This is a genomic window from Nitrospiraceae bacterium, from assembly GCA_035623075.1.
Classification (GTDB): Bacteria; Nitrospirota; Nitrospiria; order Nitrospirales; family Nitrospiraceae; genus DASPUC01.
In genome coordinates this window covers 21,494-44,675 of sequence record DASPUC010000034.1, presented here as the reverse complement: position 1 = coordinate 44,675, position 23,182 = coordinate 21,494, and the positions used below count along the sequence as shown (strand labels likewise).

General features: G+C 57.1%; 21 protein-coding genes. 12 read left to right on the top strand and 9 right to left on the bottom strand.

Features of this window, described 5'->3' with window-relative positions; genetic code table 11:
* The first annotated feature begins 6 nt into the window (after nt 1–6).
* From VEI50_11660 to VEI50_11645, 4 genes are all read left to right on the top strand, one after another.
* Nucleotides 7–1,446: an aldehyde dehydrogenase family protein gene (locus VEI50_11660; GenBank protein ID HXX75779.1), complete on the top strand. Its 1,440-nt coding sequence runs from the start codon at nt 7–9 to the stop codon at nt 1,444–1,446.
* 126 nt (nt 1,447–1,572) lie between these two features.
* Nucleotides 1,573–2,145 carry an arginine decarboxylase, pyruvoyl-dependent gene (locus VEI50_11655; protein ID HXX75778.1) on the top strand — a complete coding sequence of 191 codons (573 nt, stop codon included), beginning with the start codon at nt 1,573–1,575 and terminating at the stop codon, nt 2,143–2,145.
* 81 nt (nt 2,146–2,226) lie between these two features.
* Nucleotides 2,227–3,159, top strand: a complete 933-nt coding sequence (gene speB / locus VEI50_11650; GenBank protein ID HXX75777.1) for an agmatinase — start codon at nt 2,227–2,229, stop codon at nt 3,157–3,159.
* Between the two features lie 17 nt (nt 3,160–3,176).
* Complete coding sequence (locus VEI50_11645; protein ID HXX75776.1) at nt 3,177–3,896, top strand: pseudouridine synthase; 720 nt, start codon at nt 3,177–3,179, stop codon at nt 3,894–3,896.
* Nucleotides 3,897–3,925: 29 nt separating this feature from the next.
* Here VEI50_11645 and VEI50_11640 read toward each other — a convergent pair whose 3' ends face one another.
* The 4 genes from VEI50_11640 to VEI50_11625 form a co-directional block, all read right to left on the bottom strand.
* On the bottom strand, nt 3,926–4,720 hold the full coding sequence (locus VEI50_11640) for an MCP four helix bundle domain-containing protein (GenBank protein HXX75775.1): 795 nt from the start codon (nt 4,718–4,720) through the stop codon (nt 3,926–3,928).
* 13 nt (nt 4,721–4,733) lie between these two features.
* Complete coding sequence (locus VEI50_11635; GenBank protein HXX75774.1) at nt 4,734–6,395, bottom strand: ATP-binding cassette domain-containing protein; 1,662 nt, start codon at nt 6,393–6,395, stop codon at nt 4,734–4,736.
* 146 nt (nt 6,396–6,541) lie between these two features.
* Nucleotides 6,542–8,029, bottom strand: a complete 1,488-nt coding sequence (locus tag VEI50_11630) for a TolC family protein (protein HXX75773.1) — start codon at nt 8,027–8,029, stop codon at nt 6,542–6,544.
* Between the two features lie 122 nt (nt 8,030–8,151).
* Nucleotides 8,152–9,588: an HlyD family efflux transporter periplasmic adaptor subunit gene (locus VEI50_11625; protein HXX75772.1), complete on the bottom strand. Its 1,437-nt coding sequence runs from the start codon at nt 9,586–9,588 to the stop codon at nt 8,152–8,154.
* 201 nt (nt 9,589–9,789) lie between these two features.
* On the opposite strand from VEI50_11625, the gene purE reads away from it, so the two are divergent.
* Both purE and VEI50_11615 read left to right on the top strand, forming a co-directional pair.
* Nucleotides 9,790–10,368, top strand: coding sequence for a 5-(carboxyamino)imidazole ribonucleotide mutase (purE, locus tag VEI50_11620; protein ID HXX75771.1), 579 nt, complete (start codon nt 9,790–9,792; stop codon nt 10,366–10,368).
* Nucleotides 10,365–11,534: a 5-(carboxyamino)imidazole ribonucleotide synthase gene (locus VEI50_11615; protein HXX75770.1), complete on the top strand. Its 1,170-nt coding sequence runs from the start codon at nt 10,365–10,367 to the stop codon at nt 11,532–11,534. Before purE ends, VEI50_11615 begins: the two co-directional genes overlap by 4 nt.
* A gap of 186 nt (nt 11,535–11,720) precedes the next feature.
* Here the strand turns inward: VEI50_11615 and VEI50_11610 are convergent, their stop codons facing one another.
* The 4 genes from VEI50_11610 to VEI50_11595 all read right to left on the bottom strand — a co-directional run bounded on the left by VEI50_11610 (nt 11,721) and on the right by VEI50_11595 (nt 15,257).
* Nucleotides 11,721–12,425 (bottom strand): rhomboid family intramembrane serine protease, encoded by a 705-nt coding sequence (locus VEI50_11610; GenBank protein ID HXX75769.1) that lies wholly within the window; start codon nt 12,423–12,425, stop codon nt 11,721–11,723.
* 7 nt (nt 12,426–12,432) lie between these two features.
* The gene (locus tag VEI50_11605; GenBank protein HXX75768.1) at nt 12,433–13,335 is read right to left on the bottom strand and encodes a phosphohydrolase; all 903 of its coding nucleotides are present in this window, start codon (nt 13,333–13,335) and stop codon (nt 12,433–12,435) included.
* Between the two features lie 33 nt (nt 13,336–13,368).
* Complete coding sequence (locus VEI50_11600; GenBank protein ID HXX75767.1) at nt 13,369–14,424, bottom strand: LOG family protein; 1,056 nt, start codon at nt 14,422–14,424, stop codon at nt 13,369–13,371.
* 74 nt (nt 14,425–14,498) lie between these two features.
* On the bottom strand, nt 14,499–15,257 hold the full coding sequence (locus VEI50_11595; GenBank protein ID HXX75766.1) for a CBS domain-containing protein: 759 nt from the start codon (nt 15,255–15,257) through the stop codon (nt 14,499–14,501).
* Between the two features lie 152 nt (nt 15,258–15,409).
* Between VEI50_11595 and VEI50_11590 the strand changes: the two genes are divergently transcribed.
* The 4 genes from VEI50_11590 to VEI50_11575 all read left to right on the top strand — a co-directional run bounded on the left by VEI50_11590 (nt 15,410) and on the right by VEI50_11575 (nt 19,501).
* Nucleotides 15,410–16,918 carry a DUF692 family protein gene (locus VEI50_11590; GenBank protein ID HXX75765.1) on the top strand — a complete coding sequence of 503 codons (1,509 nt, stop codon included), beginning with the start codon at nt 15,410–15,412 and terminating at the stop codon, nt 16,916–16,918.
* A complete protein-coding gene (locus tag VEI50_11585) occupies nt 16,915–18,096 on the top strand; it encodes a tRNA-dihydrouridine synthase (protein HXX75764.1) in 1,182 nt (393 codons plus the stop codon). Before VEI50_11590 ends, VEI50_11585 begins: the two co-directional genes overlap by 4 nt.
* The gene (locus VEI50_11580) at nt 18,087–18,731 is read left to right on the top strand and encodes a Maf family protein (GenBank protein ID HXX75763.1); all 645 of its coding nucleotides are present in this window, start codon (nt 18,087–18,089) and stop codon (nt 18,729–18,731) included. Before VEI50_11585 ends, VEI50_11580 begins: the two co-directional genes overlap by 10 nt.
* A 119-nt stretch (nt 18,732–18,850) precedes the next feature.
* The gene (locus VEI50_11575; protein HXX75762.1) at nt 18,851–19,501 is read left to right on the top strand and encodes a hypothetical protein; all 651 of its coding nucleotides are present in this window, start codon (nt 18,851–18,853) and stop codon (nt 19,499–19,501) included.
* A 153-nt stretch (nt 19,502–19,654) separates the two neighbouring features.
* On the opposite strand, the gene VEI50_11570 is transcribed toward VEI50_11575, so the two are convergent.
* On the bottom strand, nt 19,655–20,599 hold the full coding sequence (locus VEI50_11570) for a glutathione S-transferase family protein (GenBank protein ID HXX75761.1): 945 nt from the start codon (nt 20,597–20,599) through the stop codon (nt 19,655–19,657).
* Nucleotides 20,600–21,017: 418 nt separating this feature from the next.
* On the opposite strand from VEI50_11570, the gene pfp reads away from it, so the two are divergent.
* Together pfp and VEI50_11560 are read left to right on the top strand one after the other, a co-directional pair.
* The gene (gene pfp, locus VEI50_11565; GenBank protein ID HXX75760.1) at nt 21,018–22,265 is read left to right on the top strand and encodes a diphosphate--fructose-6-phosphate 1-phosphotransferase; all 1,248 of its coding nucleotides are present in this window, start codon (nt 21,018–21,020) and stop codon (nt 22,263–22,265) included.
* A gap of 52 nt (nt 22,266–22,317) precedes the next feature.
* Nucleotides 22,318–23,181, top strand: coding sequence for a universal stress protein (locus VEI50_11560; GenBank protein HXX75759.1), 864 nt, complete (start codon nt 22,318–22,320; stop codon nt 23,179–23,181).
* The last annotated feature ends 1 nt before the right edge of the window (nt 23,182 follow it).

The following is a 23,182-nucleotide window of genomic DNA, read 5'->3' as shown; positions in this document are numbered from 1 at the left end:
TCTCCGTTGCAGGGACCACGTCCAATCTTAATCGGCGGCCACTGGCGACAAGGCGACAGTGTCGTCCGTGTGAATAATCCGTTCACGGGTCAGGTGATTGCCGAGGTATCGCAAGCAACCCGGGCGGATGCCGAGGCTGCGATTCAGTCAACCGTCGATGCGACGTCGGTCATGGCGTCGCTTCCTTCTCACGCTCGCTATCATCTCCTCCAAAAGATCGCCGGGGCACTGTACGATCGGCGGGAAGAATTTGCCCGTCTGATGATCGCCGAGGCGGGGAAACCGGTTACGGACGCCAGACGGGAAGTCAACCGTGCCATTCAAACATTCACCGTTGCGGCGGAAGAGGCGAAGCGTATTCCCGGCGACGTGATTCCGCTCGATTGGACCCCCGGCACCGATGGCCATCTTGGCATCCTCCGACGATTTCCGATCGGACCGGTGCTCGGAATTACTCCGTTCAACTTCCCCCTCAATCTCGTGGCGCATAAAGTGGCACCGGCACTCGCGGCTGGAAATCCGATTCTGATCAAACCTGCACCGCAAACACCCTTGACCGCGCTTCTGCTCGGTGAAGTTGCCTTGGAAGCAGGTGTACCCCGTGGCGGATTGAATGTCGTGCCGTGCGACAACGCCATCGCTGAACTCTTGGTAATCGATCCTCGCTTCAGGCTGTTAAGCTTTACCGGCAGCGCTGCTGTGGGGTGGATGTTGAAGGCAAAATGCGGAAAGAAGAAGGTCGTCTTGGAGCTGGGAGGAAATGCCGGCGTCATCGTCGAAGCGGATGCAGATTTGGACCTTGCCGCACAACGTTGTGCAACCGGGGGGTTCGGCTATGCCGGCCAAACCTGCATTTCCGTCCAGCGAATCTTCGTACACCATTCTGTCGCGGACCTCTTTACGACAAAGCTGCTGCTCCAGGTTGCGCGTCTGAAGGCCGGTGATCCCAACGATGAGGGCACAGTCGTCGGCCCCCTGATCAACCCATCCACAGCCGCTCGAGTGGAAGGCTGGATCGGAGAGGCGGTCTCGCAAGGTGCTCGCGTTCTTTTGGGCGGCAAGCGGATGGGCTCGGTCGTCGAAGCGACGGTGCTCTCTAATGTCACGCCGACGATGAATGTGTCTTGTCAGGAAGTCTTCGGTCCCGTCGTGACGCTCACGTCTTACCGACAGTTTGACGAAGCGATCGCGGCGTTGAATGATTCCGACTACGGGCTGCAGGCCGGTGTTTTCACGCAGGATATCAATAAAGTGTTTCATGCCTTTCGGCATCTGGAGGTCGGAGCGGTGCTGGCCAATGAAATTCCGACCTTCCGCGCAGATCATATGCCCTACGGTGGCGTGAAGGATTCCGGGAGTGGACGAGAGGGGGTCAGGGCAGCGATCGAGGAAATGACCGAGCCTCGCCTACTCGTGCTGAATCTGAAGTCGCCTGGTACAGCCTAATCGAAAAAAACGAGCGGGGATATTGCGAAGCGGCGCCATTCTTGGTACAACAGCGACCCTGTGCTTAAGCTCTGGGTGAGGAACGAGCGCCCACGCTGTGAATCTGTATAGAGGGAGAAGAGGACTATGGTACCGACGCATATGTTTCTGAGTAGAGGCGTGGGCGTGCATCGCGAAAAGCTCGCCTCGTTCGAGCAAGCGTTGCGTAGCGCCGGAGTGGCCTACTGTAACCTCGTCAGCGTGTCCTCGATCCTCCCTCCGAACTGCAAGATCATCCCCCGCAAACGAGGCGAAAAACTCTTGAACCCCGGCGAGATCACACATTGTGTCATGGCTCGCTCGGAGACGAACGAGCGTAATCGATTGATTTCGGCTTCTATCGGCCTCGCGATTCCCACAGACCGTCACACATACGGCTATCTGTCGGAGCACCACGCTTATGGAGAGACCGACGAAGAGTCGGGGGAGTATACGGAGGATTTGGCTGCACAAATGCTCGCGACCACGTTGGGGATCGAATTCGATTCCAACATCGCCTGGAAAGAGCGAGAACAGGTCTTCAAGATGGGCGGCAAAATCGTCCGTACGTTGAACATTACCCAATCCGCGATCGGGAAGCCTAATCGTTGGACCACCGTGGTTGCCTTGGCGGTCTTTATTCCTCTTGAAAATCTTCCCAAAAAGGTTCGTCGTCGCTAGTCGCACGGGGTTCAACGACTGGTTATACAATCGAGATCGTTGCACCCTTAGCGTCCTGTCGCGGTCACAACAGAGCAGACCATGACCCTTCCTGCCGGCTGGCTCGGTGCACGTCACAATTTTTTAGGTCTTGAAGAGCCCTGGTGCCATCCCGATCGGGCCGGTGTCTATGTGCTCCCGGCGCCGTACGAACATACCTCGAGTTATATCCTCGGGTCCGATCAAGGGCCATCAGCCATCATCGAAGCGTCTCACCAAGTTGAGTTTTACGATGAACAGCTTCAATGTGAACCCTATCGTGAATGGGGCGGGATCGCGACGGCGGCGACGTTGGAGCTTGACGGAAAGATTGACGGCCCTGCGGTCGATGCCATTGAAGCCTTCGTACGTCCGCATGTCGGCGCCGGGCGGTTTCTCGTCACTCTCACCGGAGAACATACCGGCGCGCTCGGTGCTATCCGCGCACATGCTCGTCGGTATCCCAACCTCTGTGTGGTGCAAATCGACGCCCACGGAGACTTGAGGAAGGCGTATCAAGGCAACCCCTATAGTCATGCCAGTGTGATGGCTCGTGTCGTCGACGAAGGTTTACCACTGGTGCAGGTCGGCATTCGTTCGATCTGCCCGGAAGAAATCGAACGCATCAGGAGCACCGATCGCATCTCGACATTCTTTGCCGCGAACCTGCTCGATCCATCGGGACCGTACGAAGGACGAGCGACCAAATGGATTCCTGACGTCGTCAAAGCTTGTCGGGGACCGGTATATCTCACGTTTGATTGCGATGGACTTGACGCCTCGCTCGTGCCGGCGCTGGGAACTCCGGAACCTGGTGGCCTAGGCTGGTACGATACGCTGAACTTCATGACTGCCTTGGCAAATGGCCCTGGTATTCTCGGCATGGACGTCAGTGAAATCGCCCCGATTGAAGGGTTCGTTGCGCCGCAGTTTTCTATCGCCAGGCTGATCTATCGGATCTTAGGGAGAATTCGAGCGGGCCGCCGAGTCCACTGAACAGGCTTGTCCTCCCTGTGGCTGAAACACTCCGCATTAATAAATTCTTTACTGAACACGGGATCTGTTCTCGTCGCGAAGCCGACCGGCTCATCGAGTGCGGACGCGTCACTATTAATGGCCGTCCTGCGAAACTGGGCGACCAAATTGCCGTTGGCGATGTCATTGCTCGCGATGGGCAGGTCATTCCGTGGGGGAACAAGGCGATCTACATCAAGTACCACAAACCGGTCGGGGTAACGACGACGAGCGAATCTCACGTCCCCCGCAACATCATCGCTGTGATTGGCCATCAGGAGAGAATTTTTCCGATTGGCCGTCTTGACAAGGACTCGTCTGGGCTCATTCTCCTGACGAACGATGGCGATATCGTCAACAAGATACTGCGAACGGAGTTTGGTCATGAGCGCGAATACCTGGTGTCAGTGGACCGTCCATTCGATCAGGCATTCCTTGATCGGATGGTCCGGGGCGTCGTGATCTTAGGTCGTCCAACGAAGCCTTGTCAGGTTGAACGTCTGGGTCCCGCTCGGTTTCGTATCATTCTCACAGAGGGTCGGAATCGACAGATCCGACGCATGTGCCGCGCTCTCGGCTATCGCGTGCTGACACTCCACCGTATCCGGATCATGCATATAAAAATTACGGGATTGGCTCCCAACAGCTGGAGAAACCTGACCGATGAGGAACGAACGAAGCTCTTAGAGGAGGTCGGACGTGATGCAGTCGCGACGTAACGCCAAACCGTCATATGTCGGGATATCACTCATTCCGTTCGCAAGACGGGATTGGGCCGGTCGTTGCCAATAGGGAGTGATACCTGAACATCCCGAGGTTCGATCATGGGGTGGACCTCCGTATCATCTCGATCACGATCCCGCCTCCGCGGCACAGCAAGGAAGAGATTCAACATGGCGATGAAGAAGCTTCCTCCGATGACCAGAACGCTCGTCTTTTGAATCGTCTTGGTCCCTTCGTCCCGCATATCTTTGGCGACATCGGCTACGGTATCAAGCAGTCGGTCCAATGCCAAGCTGACTTGAATCATTTTTGGACCGCCATTGTCAGAGGCGTGTTCTTCGGCTTTACGCCGCAGTGCCTCGCGATCCGGTTGCAACGGGGCATTCCATACTTGCGTCAGAAGATCAATGGTCCTGCTGGCAACGGAGAAGTACTGATCCAAACTCCTGCGTACCGCTTCAATATCTTCGGGCTCGCTTCGTCCGCTTCGGGACACGCGCAATCCTGCTGCTGCATAGCGGTCGACGGCATGCTGAATTTTCGCACGCTGGACAGGCAGGGATTCCGTAATCCGCTCGAAGTCCTTCTTGTTATCCGCCTCTAAGGCGCGGATGATGGTGTTGCGATAGCGGATCACGTCAGCCGAAATGTGGGCCAAGTCTGCCGCACCCAGCGTATACTCCGTATACATGATCCGCATATCTTGATCGACTTGACTGAGGGCTTGACCGCTGAGCCAGCCCAGAGCGGCGATTAGCAGGCTGATGACGATCCGTGCACCGCTTGGCCGATACGATCGAATGTATGAAGACAGGCCCACGTGCAACCTCCGCTCACTCGAGGATCAATCGGCGATCAACGTGAGGCGTCAAATTCGGATCGTTCGACACGAAGATAACGGACCAGGGTTCGTCCTTGGAACAGAGCCGACGCAGAATCGTTTCGCGCATGGCAGGATGCAGGTTGTGCAGGATTCCGTCGAAAATGAGAATCTGTGGCCGCGCCAGGATGGCCCGTGACAAGAGGATGCGCATGATATGCGTCGGAGCGAGGATCCTACCAGGAGCCCGAATATGAGTCTTCAACCCCTGGGGAAGCGCGTCGACGTCCTCCTCAAGCTCGGTGATGTGTAAGGCCCACCGCACATCATTGTAGGGGACATAGGAGCGTCCCAACACGATATTATCCTCAATCGTGCCCTCGAACAAGGAGAGTTGGGAGTCGATCATGAACCCCCGGCACCGATTGATCGAATTGAGATCAAGATGGCGGAGATCAACGCCGTTGTACCGGATGACACCACTGGTTGGGTTTTCCAAGCCTGCCAGAACCCGTGCGAGCCCTGTCTTCGCCGCCGTGGTGCTCGCATAGATCCCGATTTTTTCTCCTGGGGTTACTTCGAGATCGAAGTTCTGGAAGATCGGCGGCATGTCGGGATGTTCCACTGTCAGATCTTTGCAAGTCACGCGAATACCGTGAATCGTCGGGTCCGGAAGTGGCACAGAGAGCCTAGCCGACTCTTGATCCTTCGGGAGCGACAAGAGAAAATCGAGTTCGGTTAATCCGGTGAGAAAGTAGTAGATGTGCCCCATCCGCTTGACGACCTCGTCGAAGCTTGCCAGGAGTCCGCTGACAACAACCTCGGCCGCGACCAATTGTCCCAAGGTCAATTGACCGATCGACAAGAGCCATCCGGCGGTCGCAATGAGTCCGCTATGGGCGAACGCTTGCCAGCCGACCGATCCCAAATATTGGCGAACCAGGATTCCGAATCTCGTGCGACGGGTTTCGACGTACTTGTTTACCAAGTCGTCGGTCTTTTGCATCAGCAGGGCTTGACTGTCGGTCGCCTTAAAATGAAGCAGGTTGTAAGAGATTTCCTGCATCCAATGCAGCGTGTCGTACTTGGCGTGCGACATGTCGATGGTGGCTCTGAGTCCTCCGCGCGACAGCAAGAAAACGACGTTGAAACCGGCTAGGAGTAGAGCGTTATAGAGGAGGAAATAGGGATGATAGAACACCAAGATCGTCATCCCGACGGCGCCACCGACGATCACGTTGATGAGATCGACCAGGAGTACCGAAAGAGCCCGCTGCATGAACACGGTTTCCATGAAATAGTTGGCATAGCGGGGCTTGAACCCCAAAAACTGCATGTGCGGTAAGTGTTTCGCCATGCCGATCGCGACGCGGGCAAAGAATCGCCGCTCCAACACTTCGACTGCGTAGTACTGCAACGTACGGAAGGCTCCGACGAATAAAAGAGCGGCCACCATGACACCGGCAAGGGTCACGATCGTGATGGGCTGAATAGCAAAGGCGAAGGTGTTGACAAGTTCCTGGACGGTCAACGGGACGATGAGGGAGAACAAACCGATGGCAAGCGAATAAGACACCACGAGGGTGAGAACTCGCCGTTCCAAGCGCAGAAGGACGCCGAGGTAGCCGAGGACCGACTGAAAGAGATTCGGCTGGTTGCCCGCGTGACGCTGCACGGAAGTTCGCCTTTTTGTTTGCGCCGGCCTTCTGCGGGCCTGCGCGGTTGTCCTCGGCTTCAGAACGGAGAAGCCGGACCGCTTCCCCAGGAGCGGGATCGCTCTAACGCTATCAAAACACAGCGGAAAAAGCCACTTCTTCCATCTCAGTCGCGCGCGCGGTAGCTGACCGGGATGGCCGACGGCAGGTTCCTCGCCCACGCGCCAATGGCCCATTGATACAGAGCTTGGGCTTTCTGATAGTCGGCTTTCGCTCGGATGACTTGATTTTCAGAGTCAACGGAATTGCGTTCTCGCAGGTTTACGAACAAGACACTGGTGGCGCCCAGGCTGAAACGGAACCGCTCACCTTCCTCCAGTGTCTTAGCCAATCGTAATGAATCGGTTGCAGCCGCCACCCGTTCTTTGGCCCGTTCGATCGCCGATAGAGCGTTGTCGACGTCGATCACGACCTGTTGTTCACGGAATTTTTGCACCAGAACGAACCGGTCGGCCTTCCCTTGCGCTTCTAATACTTCGCCACGGCTCTTTCGTTGCAGAATGGGAATTCTGAGTTCGACTCCAAACCGGTACCCAAGACCTAGGACAAATTTCTCGGGGGCGCGTGCGGGTGCCGCCTCGGCATCAAGGCTGGGAAGGAGGTTGTTTTTCGCCAGCGCCAAATCAATATTGTTGAGCTTGGCTTCAATATCGATCTCTTTGATTTCTGGACGATCGGCCTTTGCCTGGAGTTTATGAGCCTGAATCGTGTCCGGAGAGGGAATCAACATTTGCGAGGGAAATTCAGGGGCTCGCTCTATGGGGGGCGTCACTGGAGCATTGCGCTCCCACAGAAACATCGACAGCTTGAGCTGTTCTTGTTCGACACCTCGTTGGGCGGCGATCGCTATTTCTCTTCGTCGCTGGACTTCTTGGTTGGCTTCCACAACGTCGAGCGGAGCCACGGCGCCGGCCTTGGCTCGGCCCTCGACTTGCCTGTAGCGCTCCTCCGCGACGCCCAGCGCCTTACGCTGGACTTCCGCAAGTTTTACGCTCGCGACCCAGTCCCAGAATTGTATCGCCGCCGCCAGAAACAGATCCTGCCTGGTCTGAGCGACTCGCACATCAGCGCGTGGATCGGCCAACTCGGACCGCTGTAGTTCGGCGTTCTCCGGGTTCATCAAGAGGCCTTTCAAGAGGGGGAATGATCCACCGAGCAGCACCTGATTGTTGCTATTGTTGAACGACAAGTCTGGAATCTTGGCCGGACCATTGATCACTTCGCGGACGCCGGCACTGTACTTAAATCCCCACGGATGACGGGCTTCGACCAGTGTGTCGTTAAAGCCGACCGTCTGCGTGCCTGCGTTGGGGTTCGAGCTCGAGATAAATCGTTCGACCTCCGTGTCGTTGACCACGGTTGGCTCAAAGGCGCCCAACGCCTTGAGCATTTTCCCCCGCGCCATGACCTTCTCGGTCCCCGCTCCCTTCAGAAGAGGGTGGGACCGATCGATCCAGGCTTGGACCTCATCCAGGCTAAGCGGGATCGGTGGGAGATCTTTTGATTTCGTAGTCTCCCCGGCAGATGTCAACACGGGGCAGAGGCCAAGAGTCCCTGCAAGCACGACGACTGAAAACCATTGAAAGAGATTCATAGTGTGCGCTCCTTTCATGATGCGACTAAGCCGATGCTGTCCGAGCTTATGGTCGGCACAAGCACGATGACTGTCGGGCGACGATGGAAATGAGAAATGAAAGGACGGATGCCGGGTCGTGCTTACTTCGCACCCCGTCCTGCTTTCGGCAGGAGGGTGTCGATTAAGCTCGGCGGCCGTTCTTGATAATCAGGCGGAAAGAGATTGAACCGTCGCCACAGCTCATACCAGAGAGGGACACGATTCAGAATGACCCATCCCATGGCCTTCGTGCCTTGGCGAATGTGCTCCTGTGGAGGCCACGGGCGATCGTCCGGATCAGGGACCACCCAGAATCGGAAGTTGCCCTTCCCGTCGTCAACTTGGTCGATGACTTTGATCACGCCTCCGAAGGTACCGGCCATAATCTCAGGCCATGCAGGAAGGGGAATGGCGGGAATCCCGTAGAAGAGAATGCGGACTTTTCGGCCAACGTTGAGCAATGGCGCGTCCAACCCGTCGGCCATCATTTCAATGGCCTTATCGGTGCTGGCCGGTGAAATACGAACGATCTTATCTCCTTGTCGGACTGTTTCTCCAGCGCCTGCCTGCGCCATGCGGACGACGGTGCCGTCGATCGGAGCCAAGACGCGGCTGGCCAGACGGCGTTGCTCTGCGTTGGAGAGCCGTAACGACACATCCGCCAACTGATCGGCGGCCTTGGCCGCCTCAGCCACCGACGCGTCGCGGGCAGCTTCCGCATCGAGCAAACGTTGCAGCACTTCGGCGCTGACCTGCTCTCGACCGAAACTCAACGCCTTCATGCTCTGTTCCGCCGCTTTGAGACTGGCCTGCGCTCCGGTCAAGTCTGCTTTAGTCGCAATGGCCGCTTGGATCGTCAACTCGAGTTCACGCTGAGAAACCAACCCCTGTTCAGCCAGTTGTTTGTGGCGATCTACGTTCAACTCTGCCGTCGTGACCGCAATTTTCGCCGCTTCTACCTTCTGGTTGGCTTCGCGAACCCTGTTTTCTGCCTCGACGACGCGAGCCTGTGCCGAAGGCACTGCGGCCTTTACGAGGTTCTGCATCTCGCTGATGCGTTTGTCGAGTTGCTCGGCGCGACCTAAGGCGGCCTTCCGAGTATCAGCCAGAGCCTTCCGCCGCTGCTCGAGTAACGAGAGCAAGTCGGGGGACATGAAGTCGGGGTCGTAATCGTCCATCTCCAGAATCAGATCGCCTTGCTTGACCCGCACGCCCTCGAAGATGTGCCACTTCTTTATCCGTCCGGTAATTTGCGCTTCGATGTCCTGGGGTCGTTCGAACGGGGTGTAAGCAGACAGTTGGCCTGTCACCGTGATCGTCTGGGTCCAGGGAACAAAGGCGATGATCAATATAAAAAGGAGGACCAACTTGATGGCGAGCCGTGAGGAAAAGCGCAAGCGTTCAGGGATATCAACCGCTTCCCAGGCTTGGAGTTTGTTGGAAGTCGCGAGGTCGTCGATGGCGATCTGGTCGAGGCCGGTGTCCTGTTTGACGAGAGACCGGACTTTGTTTCTGAGGCCTTCGGTCAGGCGTGCCACCACGTCCTCTTCAGATGAAGGAAGGAACGAGCGAGTCAGTCGCCCGTTTATCATAGAGGAAAGCAGCTCAATGGGTCAATTCTTGAGCAAGAACGCGCTGTTTGAGAGGTCTAGCATGATCTTGACCGTCAATGGGAATATCGTTATGGTGAAGCCCCTGCGATAGTTGTAGATCTCGGAGGAACCAGAGGATTTTCTCGTATGGCCCTTGCCGGTGGTGGCAGCCGATCTCGGCAACAAGGACAAAAAGGAGCCCGCCCGCTGGTCGGAATCCTTGGAGGAAGCAAGTCCGATTTCCCAATCCTCGAAAAGGCAGTTGCGGTCCTCACAGAACTTGGGATTGCCAGTGAACTGATGGTGGTCTCGGCGCATCGGACCCCGGACCGCCTGTTTGCCTATGCCGAACAAGCCCCGGCACGAGGTATCGAAGTGATAATCGCCGGAGCTGGCGGTGCGGCCCATCTCCCCGGCATGCTCGCCGCAAAAACACACCTTCCCGTCATCGGTATCCCGATTCCGACAGAAAATCTCCGTGGACTCGATTCGTTGCTTTCCATCGTCCAGATGCCACGCGGGATACCAGTGGCAACGGTGGCGATCGGGGGCGCAGAGAATGCAGGGCTGCTCGCGGCTCAGATTCTTGCCGGTCGGTATCCTGAAATTGAAACACGCGTAAAAGCGTTTCGAAAAAAGCAGACCGAGGGGGTTCTCCATTCTGCTGAAGCCAAAGGCATGGTGGCCGGGGGCACCACGTCCCGTCATCCGAGTCGCCGGTCGTGACATTCGCGGTTATTGAGCCCGGGAACGTGCTTGGCGTCCTGGGCGGCGGACAGTTGGGCGCCATGTTCACGACGGCTGCCCAGCGAATGGGTTATCAGGTGGCGGTCTGGGATCCTGATCCAGATGCGCCAGCTCACCGGCTTGCCCAGCGATCCTTCCCCGTTCCCTTTTCCGACCAACCCACGCTCGGTGAGTTCCTCGCCTTGGTCAGCGCCGTGACCTATGAGTGGGAAAACGTTCCGGTCAGTCTGTGCAGGACGCTGGAAGTAAGCAAGCCGGTTCGGCCGTCGAGCGCCATTCTTCACACCATTCAAGATCGTCTCGAACAGAAAGGGTTTTTAGCCGCCCGGGGATTTCCCGTCGTGCCGTTTCTTCCCTTGTTGAAGCCGGACCAGCTTTCGGCTGTCGTGGGAAAGGTCGGGCATCCTGCGCTCGTGAAAACGGCGACGGCGGGCTACGATGGAAAGGGTCAGTGGCGAATCACCGGTGAGTCTGACGTTGAGCAACTCGAACGAGTCTTGTCCGAGTCGGTTCGTCCCGGAATCAGGTGGATTGTTGAACGGCTCGTAACGTTTGACCGAGAACTCTCGATTCTCGTCGTCCGCGGGATGGACGGACAGACCCGAATCTATCCCCTGGCCGAGAACGAACATGAGGTCGGTATTCTACGGACGACGCTCGTGCCCGCTCGCGTCCCCGCGGAGATTGCCGCACGTGCTGCAAAGCTCGCGCGGGAGGTTGTGGAGGCGCTTCAGGGTGTCGGCGTCTTCTGTCTTGAACTGTTTTATCTATCCACCGGAGAATTGCTGATCAACGAAATTGCTCCTCGACCCCACAACTCGGGGCATTATACCCTCGATGCGTGCAGCGTGTCTCAGTTTGAGCAACAAGTACGCGCGCTCTGCAGCCTCCCGCTTGGAGAAGCTCGTCTCCTGAAAGCTGCCGCGATGGTGAATCTCCTTGGAACCGATGCAACGACGATACATGACCCGAGCTGTGGAGCTCTGCTCAACACGCCCGGAACATTTCTTCATCTGTACGGAAAGCGGATCATGCGATCTCGACGAAAGATGGGCCATGTGACGTTCGTTGTCGATTCGGTGAGCCTCGCAGAGGAGCGCGCACGACAACTCTGTCGCAAGTTAGCCAGCGACCAGAACAGCTGACGGATTTAAACCTCTATGCGGACTGGTCCCAATTTTTACTCCATAGCCACTCGCTCGCGTTTCAATCACTATAGCTGAGGTGTTTTCCGTCTCGCGCACGCCTTATCTCGTTGCGCAGACGCGGGTCGGCATTTTCTTGGGTGAGTTATCAACTCCGGTATGGCATCGTGCCGTGCTCCGACGATGCTAGAAATCCCATCGGTTCCTTCGACTCGGGGCAAAGAACGGAACATCCGGCCGCTTGAAGAATCCGATGAGGGCCATCCCGGCGACAAAACCTCCGATATGAGCGAAAAAGGCGACTCCACCACCTGAACTTCCCAAGCTCATTCCACCGCTGAGTAGTTGCAGGACGAACCACATCCCGAGCACAATTCCGGCCGCAACCTGCGTCATCCCCAGCCCCGGCATCAGCACGAGCACGTGGGCGCGGGGAAACAACAGCAGGTATGCGCCCAGCACGCCCGAGATCGCTCCACTGGCCCCCACCATCGGAATGGTCGATGAGGGATCAGTTATCGCATGGCTTAACGCTGCGAGGATTCCGCATGTGACGTAGAAGATGACGAACTTGGCGTGACCCATGACATCTTCGATATTGTTTCCAAATACCCAGAGATAGAGCATGTTGCCGAGCAGGTGCATCCAACTGCCGTGCAGGAACATGCTGGTCAAGAGTGTGGAATAGGCCGGAATCCTGCTTGTGTCTTCGGGAAGATCGGTTTGACCAAAGACAGCAGCGGGAATGGCGCCGTACTGAAAGACGAACAATTCTCCGAACTTGTCGGACAAGCTCGCTTGATACAGAAACACAAGGACACAGGTAACGATGAACGTGATCGTGACGACGGGCGTGTGCTCCGTCGGATTGTCGTCGTGGAGCGGAATCATGGGGCCCTCACGAGGAGGAAGGGCGTCGACGGTTGACGATCGAGCGTGGAAGAGTCGGATTGTTCGGCAGGGATCCGTCTTGGCCCAGAGAGATCGAAAAGCCGGCCGCGTGTGTGTGCCCGCCCCCGCCAAACGAGGCCGCAATGGCGCCGACATCAGTTCCATCCTCACGAGAACGCATGCTGTAGTATCGTCGTCCGTCGCGATCGTGCCAGATGATGCAGAACGGGTAATCGGCGGAAAGTCGTTCGCCGATCTGACTGGTTAAGACCGCACTTTGCACGGAAGGGACAATGGCCTTCTGAAACTCGACCAAGACAGCCTGGGCGGCGAGTTTATTCACCAGCTCATGCTCATACCGCAGGATGGCGCGGCCCTCCTGTTCCAGGTCCTTCTGTTGGAATCCGTTCCAGAGTTCAAAATCAAACGGGTGAGACGCAACGGCGGCGTTGATTTCTCGACTCAAGGGAAGCGCCCACGTCCATAAATCTTTATCCTGAATATAGTCGAGCAACCAGGGCACAGGGTGATCATGGGCCCATTCCCACGCGAGCACCGCGCCGGACTTCTTCAAATCGAAGTAGGCGTAGGGTCGACCAGCCAGGGCTTTCTCTGCAGTGATATGGTGATCGAGAACCAACAGAGCCTGCGTCTCGGAGGCCATGCGTTCAAGGGTTGGGCGGTCATAACTGAAGTCCACGATCACGACTCGTTGTGTGGTCAGCTCGGGAGGAGGCGGATTGCCATGTTTCACCGGGATAAAGCGCGCGCTGGGAAATTGTTTCCAGATCGCCCACGCTGCCCCAAAGCCATCCGCACATTCGGCGTGGTAGAGAATGACAGTCGGAGGTTTGGAGAAACGACGAGGTTGATGCGAGCCGGCCATAATATTGCGAGCATACCATGGCACTCGAACGGGACTAAAGACTCTTCGTGAATTCGATTACAGCGTGTTGAGGTGGTCAATCAGCTGGCGTAGCCGTCCAGCACTGCGTCGGTTTGAAGTGAACACTAAGCGAGGGAGGTCGATGAGGTCCGGCTCGTCTAGCTCTTCAGGAAGCGGCCCGCGGAGATCGAAGGTACCTTCAGACAGGAGGTCCGCAAACCGTGCGTGGATATTCGCCACCTGTTCGGACGAGGGGGCTTGCGTGAGGCGCATGGCCAGCTGCCGTCCCACGTATCGAATCGAGTGGAATCGTCGATAGAAGGCCATGATTTCCGCGACGGCCTCGTCCGCGGATGTGACGATCTTAAAGAGGCTCAAATCCTCTTCGTTGATCAGTTTCCGAGCGAGTAGCTGAGCATTGATGAAGCCTGCCCATTCGTCCCAATAATCGCATCCCGGCGCCTCAAGGCATACGATCGGCATGGGATCGCTCTTGCCCGTTTGCGCCAATGTCAAAATCTCAAATCCCTCGTCGTGGGTACCAAATCCACCGGGGAATAAGGCGATGGCATTGGCCTCTTTTTGAAACATGAGCTTGCGCGTGAAGAAGTATTTAAACGTGACGAGCTTGGGATCGTCAGCAATCGTCGCATTGGGCCCCTGTTCGAAGGGCAGCATGATATTGACGCCGAAGCTGTTCTCGCGGCCGGCTCCCTCCTGTGCCGCCCGCATGATGCCGTCCGCACCACCTGTGATCACCATGAAACCGGCTTGCACGACACGTTCGGCGAAGAGGAACGCCAATTGATAATTAGGATCGTTCGACGCGGTACGTGCGGACCCGAAGATACTGACTTTTCGGCGACCCCGATAGTTGTGGAACACGCGAAATGCGTGGCGCAGTTCCTTCATCGCCCGATTCAGGATTTTCAGATCCAGAACGTCGAGATGGGCTTCGTGTAGGCGAAGGACCCCCCCGAGCAGTTCTTTCAACAGTGCGGCGGGAAGGTCGTCGTCGGGACGATCGAGCAGGAGACGGACCTGGTCGAGGGTTTCCTCCTTCGACAGTGTGCTTCGAGGACGAGCTGGTGTGGATTTCACCGGATCATTCATCTCAGTAGGATGCGTGCTAGAGACAAAATTCTATCAGCTGATTCACGATTGGTCAAAGCAATGGAAGAGACCCGTTAGGAGCGATCTTGGGGAAGCGGAAGTGTTTGCAATACCCAGGCTTTGATACGTGTCTGGTCCGTCGTCGCTACGTTTTTAAATTGGATGTCGACGGCATTCGAGGCGTTGCCCGAACGGTTTTCCTTACAGACAAGCACCGTTCCTTGAAGCGTCAGCGGTGTGTGCTGACCGGGCAACGAAAAGACAAGAAGAATATTTGTTCCCGCATCCAGAGCCGTGTTTAACTCGAGCAGCGCCCCGAGGTGACCGAGTTGGATAATGGTGGCGCTGTAAGGAGTCGTCCCAGCCGCGATTCCGCTCTGTGAGATTCTGAGCATCGCGGGAATTCGCGTGCGTCGCGGCGGTGGAGTCAGCATGAGATCGCGTGCGCTGAGTACACCGACCGGCTGGTTGTCTTTTGTGACGATCAAGTGAGAGGCTCCCGTCGACGTCATGAGGGCGGTGGCCTCTTCCAACGCACGGTCATATTCGATGAACTGGACTGGCTGAGTCATGATCGTGCGAGCCTCGATATTATGAGGTTCCAGTCCCTGCGCGACCACTTTCTTGACGATGTCGGTTGGAGTCATGAGTCCGAACAGCGTCTCAGTGTCTTTCACCAGCAGGCAGGGAGTCTGTTCGCGTTCGAGCATGAGCGCCGCCTCACTCACGGAGACATCGCCCGGAATCTGTACGACCCCTGGTGTCATCATATGGGCAACCACAGTCGGTATTGGATTCGTGGTCCGAGGGGGATACTCATCGGCTGTTGACATGGGTTCGAAACCGCTCCTGTCGCGGTTTTCCCAGGTTCGTGAGGGTTTCGCCCCCGTCGGCGTAAGCCAATTATAGCAGACAGGAACTGTTGACCCGGATCGAGGTCTTCCCTTGTCAAACAACGGGTTTGGCGACTAGACTAGGCCAATTTTTGGCACAGCACAAGGGTGGATTCTTGACCGTCTCTGGAAACGTCAAGCGAGCCTTTACGGATCGACTCCAAGCGATTTCCCCTCAGGGTCTCGGAGTCTCAGTAGACGTCTATTCTCCTGACCTGATCGAACTCACAGACCACCTCGGAAGTCGAAAGCTCTCTCCGGGTTATCTCGAAATTTTTAAAGCCTCGACGGGCGCGCTGGAGGTCATAAGACAGCATCTACCGAGCGTCGCCCTCTCGTATCATGGAGAGGGATTGTGGGTGACTCAACCAGAAAGCCGAGGCCATCAGACATTTGATGAGGCAGTGGCCGAAGCCGCGACACACCTCAATATCCTCCAGAGCCCGTGGCTGAACCATGAATGCGCGACGAAACAGATGGGAGGCTATTCGTTCGGGACCTACTTGCCTCCGCTCTTTACGCCAGCGAGCGCCGAAGTCGTTGCTCAGAACATTGTTCTTGTGCAGGCTGCGCTCGATAGCCAATGTCGCAGACCTGATGGTTCGACTCCCGTGTTTTTGTTGGAAATGCCGCCACTGACCTACTTCGCCGTCGGTACCATTCCGATCGCACAATTTTTCCGATTGATCGTCGAGCGTGCTCCTTGCGGCCTCGTGCTGGATCTCGGTCATCTCTGGACGGTGTATCGCTACACAGGAATGTGGCGACGAATGTCCCTGGTCCAATTCGTCCAGGAATTCCTCGATGAATTCCCGATGGACCGCGTCGTGGAAATCCACATCGCGGGCTTGGCCACACATGAAGCACTTCATAGGCGTGAGATCAGCTCCGAGCCGCCCGAATGGCTCGATGCGCACGCAGCTCCGATTCCACCGGTCCTGTTCGAGATCCTGGGACAAGTGCTTGGCCACAGAAACCTGACGAGTCTGAGGGGGGTGGCGTTAGAAGTCGACACCAAGGTGATCGACTTGATCGCCAACGAATTTGAACAGGTGTCACGGCAGTTCGCTCCGGTCATTCAGGGTGTGATGGGTGGAAGCACAATGACGAACCTCGCCTCAGAGCAATCGCCCTACGGCACGTATGAACCCGCTATCACCAGCCGGTTCGAGCGACAGCAGTTGTGCGACGACTATGAACGATACGCCAAGATCGTGTCAGACCATACCGCTCCACCAGGGGATCAGTGGAACGGAGCTGTATGTGAATGCGAGGGACTCGAGCTGTACCGTACGTCCTATTTGCCTCATGAAATTCTCCAGTGGGGTGGCTCGCTCACGGACATGTTTCCAGAGAGCTGCCAGGCCTTACGCCAACGTGGAATTGCTCTCAGGGACTTTGTCGCCTTCTGGTTTCGGGAGCCGAGGCCTATTACGCAGTGCTACGACTTTTTTCTCATCAAGATTGAACGATTCGTGGAATTTGTGCGAGAGCGGGCGCCTGAGGTAACCACTTGCGCGGAACAGGAAGCGGCAGGCTTACGTGCGGCCTATGCTGAAGTCAACGAGCCGGCCATACCGGCTCAAGGGAGAGCGAGATGAATTTTTGGACAGCACTCCCTAGGCCAATCATCGGCCTGGCGCCGATGGACGGAGTGACGGACGCCTCGTTTCGCCACACGGTGGCGGTACATGGGAAACCGGACGTTACCTATAGTGAGTTCACCCATGTGCACGACGTCTGTCGAGGACCGGAGTTTTTGCTGGAGTCTTTGCTCTACAGCGAAGTCGAACGGCCGGTCGTGGCGCAGCTTTATGGCAAGGATCCCGCGCTGTTCTACCAGGCTGCTCACGCGGTCTGTGAGCTGGGGTTTGACGGTCTCGACATCAACATGGGCTGCCCGTCCCGGAACGTCGCATCATCCGGGTCCGGTGCCGGGCTCATTCGGACCCCCGATCTCGCCCACGAAATCATGCGAGCGGCCCGGCAGGGCATCACCGATTGGGCCAAAGGCCAGAGCTTGGAAAGCGCCGGCCTTAAGCCTGCTCGCATCGCCGCTATTCAACGGATGAACCAACGGCGATCGCAGGCTCGCCCGGTCATCAAGCGGACGATCCCCTTATCCGTCAAAACTCGTCTCGGATATGATGCCGTCATCGTCGATCGATGGATCGAGCATTTATTAGCTGAGCACCCGGCTATCATCTCTCTTCATGGTCGAACGTTACAGCAAATGTATCGGGGCGAAGCGGACTGGCGTGCCATCGCGAGGGCGGCGGACATCGTACAAGGCAGCGGCACGCTGCTGCTCGGAAACGGCGATGTGCAAAGCCTGGCTGACGGGATGCGTCGGGTTCGAGAGACTGGGGTCGATGGTGTCTTGGTTGGACGGGCTGTGCTCGGCACGCCGTGGTTCTTCCGTCAGAAGAAAGCAATGAGAGATGGAGCTGACCAAACCGAGGATGGTCATGGTGCGCAGATCTGGGCACCAACCTTGGAGTCCCGGTTTGAGATTTTGCTTGATCACGCGCGCCGATTCGAAGCGCTCGCCGGACAGAATCAGTTCCGACGCATGCGCAAGCATCTCGGGTGGTACTGCAAAGGCTTTCCTCACGCGGCGTCGCTCCGCGCGCGGATGTTCCAGGCGTCGTCGGTCGAGGAAGTCGAACAGGCACTCACCGAACATCGTGCCACCGCATCTGCGACGGTCGAAGGGTTTTCTGAAAGCCCTGTCGATCACGTGGTCTTTGCTGAACCGCTTCTGTCTCGATGCAACTAATCCTGGCGTCGACTTCACCCCGCCGCCGCGAGTTGCTGGCTCTCCTGAATATCCCCTTCGACGTGAGGAGCCCGTCGTTCGATGAGCAATTGAAATCCGATCACTCCGCCGTCGAGCAGGTCAAAAGTTTTGCCATTGGCAAGGCCCGGTCTGTCGCAGAGCAAGAGCCGGTGGCCATTGTGCTAGGGAGCGACACTGTCATCGAGGTGGATCACGATGTGCTTGGGAAGCCGGGCGATGTGGCTGAGGCCCGCGCGATGTTGCGACGCCTGGCCGGTCGCCATCATCACGTGCATTCGGCGGTTGGGCTCGTAAGCAAGGTGCGGAAGCTTGAATTGGTGGCCCTTTCCACCGCGACCGTGTGGATGAAGGGCTACGAGGAGCAGACGCATGAACGATACCTCGCCACCGGGGAAAGTCTCGGGAAAGCCGGAGGCTATTCGATTCAAGGCCTAGGCGGCGACCTCATTGCTGCTATTCAAGGAGATTTCCCCACCGTTGTTGGATTACCTCTTCGACTCGTGGCGACGCTTCTCGCGCAAGCAGGCTTAAGGGCGCCGGTCGAGATTGAAACCCTCTACACGGCAAAGCCCTACCCCAACTGGGGCCGCTTCTCCAACGTCTCTCCTTCATGAAGGCCTTTTACGAGTTATCCTTGCTCCCGTTGTCGATCAGACGGCTTGACTGATTGCATTGGGGTGGGGGTTTTCGTAAAATGCCGCCATTTATTCGTCGTGATCTTACGGGGGGACTCATGGGCATACAATTGGTTGGAATCATCAGCTGTGCGGCAACGATCGTGGTAGGCTTCGCCCTCAGTCAACCGGTCTACGCGATCGACGTGAAACTCACGATGGAGGATGCTCAGAAAGCGCTCGAAGCCGGTCGTGCACCGATGGAGAAGGCCAACTCGCCGGAGGATGTGAAGAAGGTGCTTCAGCAAGCCTCGATGGTCACGCGCGTCGGGGCCGATCCCGAAAAAGATCCTTGTGGAACCAGCGCCATTTTGCGGACCAAGCGGTATCGGCTGGAGGCGTTCGGCCGTCAAGAAGCGGCTGAAAGCAAGAAGAAAAAGTCCGAGGTCCGTATGCCAGAAGAATTTATCAAGAAAGTGATCGACATGCCGAACATGGAGGTCGAAGTGCAACTCTGCGGCGATGACGAGTACTTCGCCGAGGGAGTACAAATGGCCTTCCAGCAAGGCAGCAAGAACATCAAACCGGTGGACGTGAGTCCGGCAGAACGAGGCAGGAAGAACGAGGGCGCCGGACCTGCCTACCGCTCGCGGTTCACCGCACGGTTTGCGTATGAGAGTTTTGAACCGACTGCCAAAACGAAAGTCATTGTGTTTTTCCCGGACGGAAAGATGAGCGAGTTCGAGACCGACTTTTCGAAAGTGAAATAGCTGAGTCTGAGCGTTAGGTACCAGACAGGGCTGGTCTCGTAGCTGACGACCACTTCTCTGCGGGAAGCGCAAGAAAGACGGTACTCTCGCCACTGCAATAGGCAGTTAATTCTCTGGCCAGCGCAAATCCTACCTAACAACGATCGTAGAAGGTTATCGCAGTCCCTCGCGGCCATGCGATGCCGAGAGATCTTGCTCAGGGCCGACCGGCACGATCCCGGTGGGATTAATGTCGTCGTGGGTGATGTAGTAGTGGCGCTTGATGTGGTCGAAATTGACCGTGTCGGCGATACCGTCGACTTGATAAAGATCCTTGAGGTAGCCGAAAAGATTCGGGTAATCGATAATCCGCCGGATGTTGCACTTGAAATGGCCGTGGTACACGGCGTCGAAGCGGATGAGCGTCACGAATAATCGCCAATCGGTTTCGACGAATTGCGGTCCGAAGAGGTATCGTCGGTCTGTGAGGCGAGCATCGAGCTGATCGAGCGCGTCGAAGAGACGTCGCACGGCCTTCTCATACACGCGTTGTGATGTCGCGAAGCCGGCCCGATAGACGCCGTCGTTCACGTTCTCGTAAATGAACGCGTTGAGTGCGTCGATGTCCTTCCTGAGCCGGTCCGGATAGAGGTCCATCGTACTCCCGGAGAACCGTTCGAATTCGCTGTTGAACATACGCATGAGATCGTCGTCGGAGTTCGTCACGATGCGTTTGCGGACCGTATCCCAGAGGATCGGGACGGTCACTCGTCCCCGATACTGTGAATCGGTGGCGCGGTACGCTTCGCTGAGAAACCGAAATCCATTGATGGGGTCGAGGGTGTGGCCGGACCCTTCGCGGAAGGCCCAGCCTCGATCATCGCGGATCGGGTCCACGACGGACATGCCGATGACACCTTCAAGTCCCTTCAACGTTCGCACGATGATCGTGCGGTGTGCCCACGGGCACGCCCATGACACATAGAGGTGGTAACGCCCCTTGGCAGCAGGAAAATCGGAACTCCCATCAGCCGTGACCCATTCACGAAAGGCATCCTCCTGTCGGATGAATTCACCTTCGCTGGACTGTTCCTGTGGAAATTGTGCTGAAATCGTCATTGCGCCGTATCTTACTCTTTCGCCCCGGCCTCTGCCTACGAAGTACGACCTCATGCCCCTGCCGGCGATCGGCATCGGGCCAGCCCCTGACCGATACGAGTGCTCGAGTTTCCGAATGGCGTGTAGGCAAGGGTTCCGGGTAAGATATGGAGGCCGGCGCCGTCGGGGAAGGTCAGCGAATTGACCTGCCTCCTCCTTATTGAGGACAAGCGTGGAGAAATCTCTTGGAGCCGACCCTCGTCGTGGAGGAACCGTAAGAAGGTGACGACGGCCGCGGCGGTTCTAGTGGACAATCTGGTGAATAGTTTCATTGTGATGGCGCCAGGCAGAGTTCTGAATGGAATGGTCCTCGTGCGTTAGTCTATGCGGTCGTAGTTGAGAGATGGAGAGTGTCATGGGCCGACCAAGGGAGGGAGTCGTGAAGCAGCCCCGAACGACCGTTGGAATTCTCGTGGGAGGTGGGCCGGCCCCCGGCATCAACAGCGTCATCGGGGCTGCCACCATTCGGAGTCTTCTGGCCGGATGCGAGGTCTTCGGTTTCCTCGACGGTTTCGAGTGGCTGATGCAAGGAAACACGAGTCGCGTGCGGCCTCTGTCAATCGAGGACGTCAGTCGCCTTCATTTCCGTGGAGGCTCATTGCTCGGGACCTCGCGCGCGAATCCAACCAAGAAACCCGAGCATCTCGACAAGGTTGTGTCGACCTTGACCGGCCTCGGTGTCACCAGGCTGATCACCATCGGCGGGGACGATACGGCATTTTCAGCGCTGAAAGTGGAAGAAAAGGCGGCGGGCCGCCTCCAGGTCGTACATGTCCCGAAGACGATCGACAACGATCTGGATCTTCCCTACAGTATTCCGACGTTCGGGTTTCAGACGGCCCGCCATATAGGCGTGGGCATTGTGAAAAATTTGATGGTCGATGCCCAGACGACCTCCCGCTGGTACTTCGTCGTGACCATGGGGCGGAAAGCCGGCCACCTAGCACTTGGGATCGGGAAAGCCGCCGGTGCGACACTGACGCTCATTCCCGAGGAATTTCGCCAGCGCCCCGTGCAGCTGGCGCGATTGGTCGATACGTTGGCGGCGGCCATGATCAAACGGGCCAGCGAGGGGCGGCTCGACGGAGTTGCCATCTTGGCCGAAGGGCTGGTCGAAGTGCTCGATCCTCAGGGTCTGGGCGGGTTGGATCACGTAGAGCGGGACCAGCACGGTCACATTCGGCTCTCGGAAGTCGATATCGGAGAGGTTCTCAAACGGGAAGTCGCGAAAGTGCTGGCGGGCTTCAATCTCAAGACCACCATCGTGTCCAAGAACATCGGATACGAATTGCGCTGTGCCGATCCCATTCCGTTCGACATGGAATACACGCGCGATCTCGGGTACTGTGCCGCACAGTATCTGCTCGACGGTGGCACCGCGGCGATGGTGTCGATTCAACAGGGTCGATTCACACCGATCCCTTTCAAAGAGATGTTGGACCCGTCAACGGGCCGGGCGAAGGTCCGAATGGTGGATGTCGAGTCGGAGTCCTACCAGATCGCACGCCGGTACATGATCCGCCTGTCTCAGGACGACCTGGCCGATGGCGAGACGATGACACGATGCGCCTCGGTGGTGGGGGTATCGGCCGAGGTATTTCGCACGCGGTTCAATTCTGTTATATAGGTCGGGGAGTCGGACAAGAGCGGCTGAGTGAGTTGACGAAAGGATAGGGACGATGAAAGTCCTGGTGGCTATTGACGGATCAAAATTCGGGCGCTGGGGGCTTGAATGGATCGCGCACATGCCGTTTGCGGCTCCGCCTCAGATCACCGCGCTGCACGTCGTCGATGTCGCAGCGTTGCGTGCTCCGTTCATGGTGCAGCCGGTCATGGCTGGTAACGAGCGCTACATCCGGGAGGAAATCCAGCGGTTGGAGGAGCGAGCGAAGAAAACCGTCGCGGAGGCCCGAACCGTCCTGGCCTCACTCAACATAAAAGGCAAGGTTGTCAAAGAGCAGGGCGCCGTGGCAGTCAGTATCCTCAAACGTGCGCCGAAGCGCGACGGGCTGGTCGTCGTCGGCAGCCGGGGCCTCGATGCACTCGATCGCTTCATGCTCGGGAGCGTCTCTACCCATGTGACGACCCATGCGCCTTGTTCAGTGTTGGTTGTGAAGGAAGACGCTCGCATGCTCAATCGCATCGTGTTCGCGACCGATGGCTCAAAGTCTTCGGAGAAGGCGCTCGACTTTCTTCTGAAGAGGCTGCGGCCAAATGTGCTGGGCCAGAACGGCGGACAGACGGCGATCGAGGTGGATGTCGTCCACATCATGCCGTTCCTCAAATATCCGGAGATTAAACAGGCCGGAGTGAAGTTGGTGGAACAGACGGCGAACAAATTGATCAAAGGCGGATTTGTGGTGGACGAAGCCTTCCGCCTCGGAAAGCCCGCCGAAGAAATCTTGAAAGTCGCGACTCAGAAGAAAGCCGATCTGATCGTCACCGGGGCTAAGGGGATGGGAGCGGTCGCGCGCTTTCTGTTAGGCAGTGTCTCGACGAAGCTGGTCCAGCATAGCAGCTGCTCAGTCCTCGTCGTTCGATGAC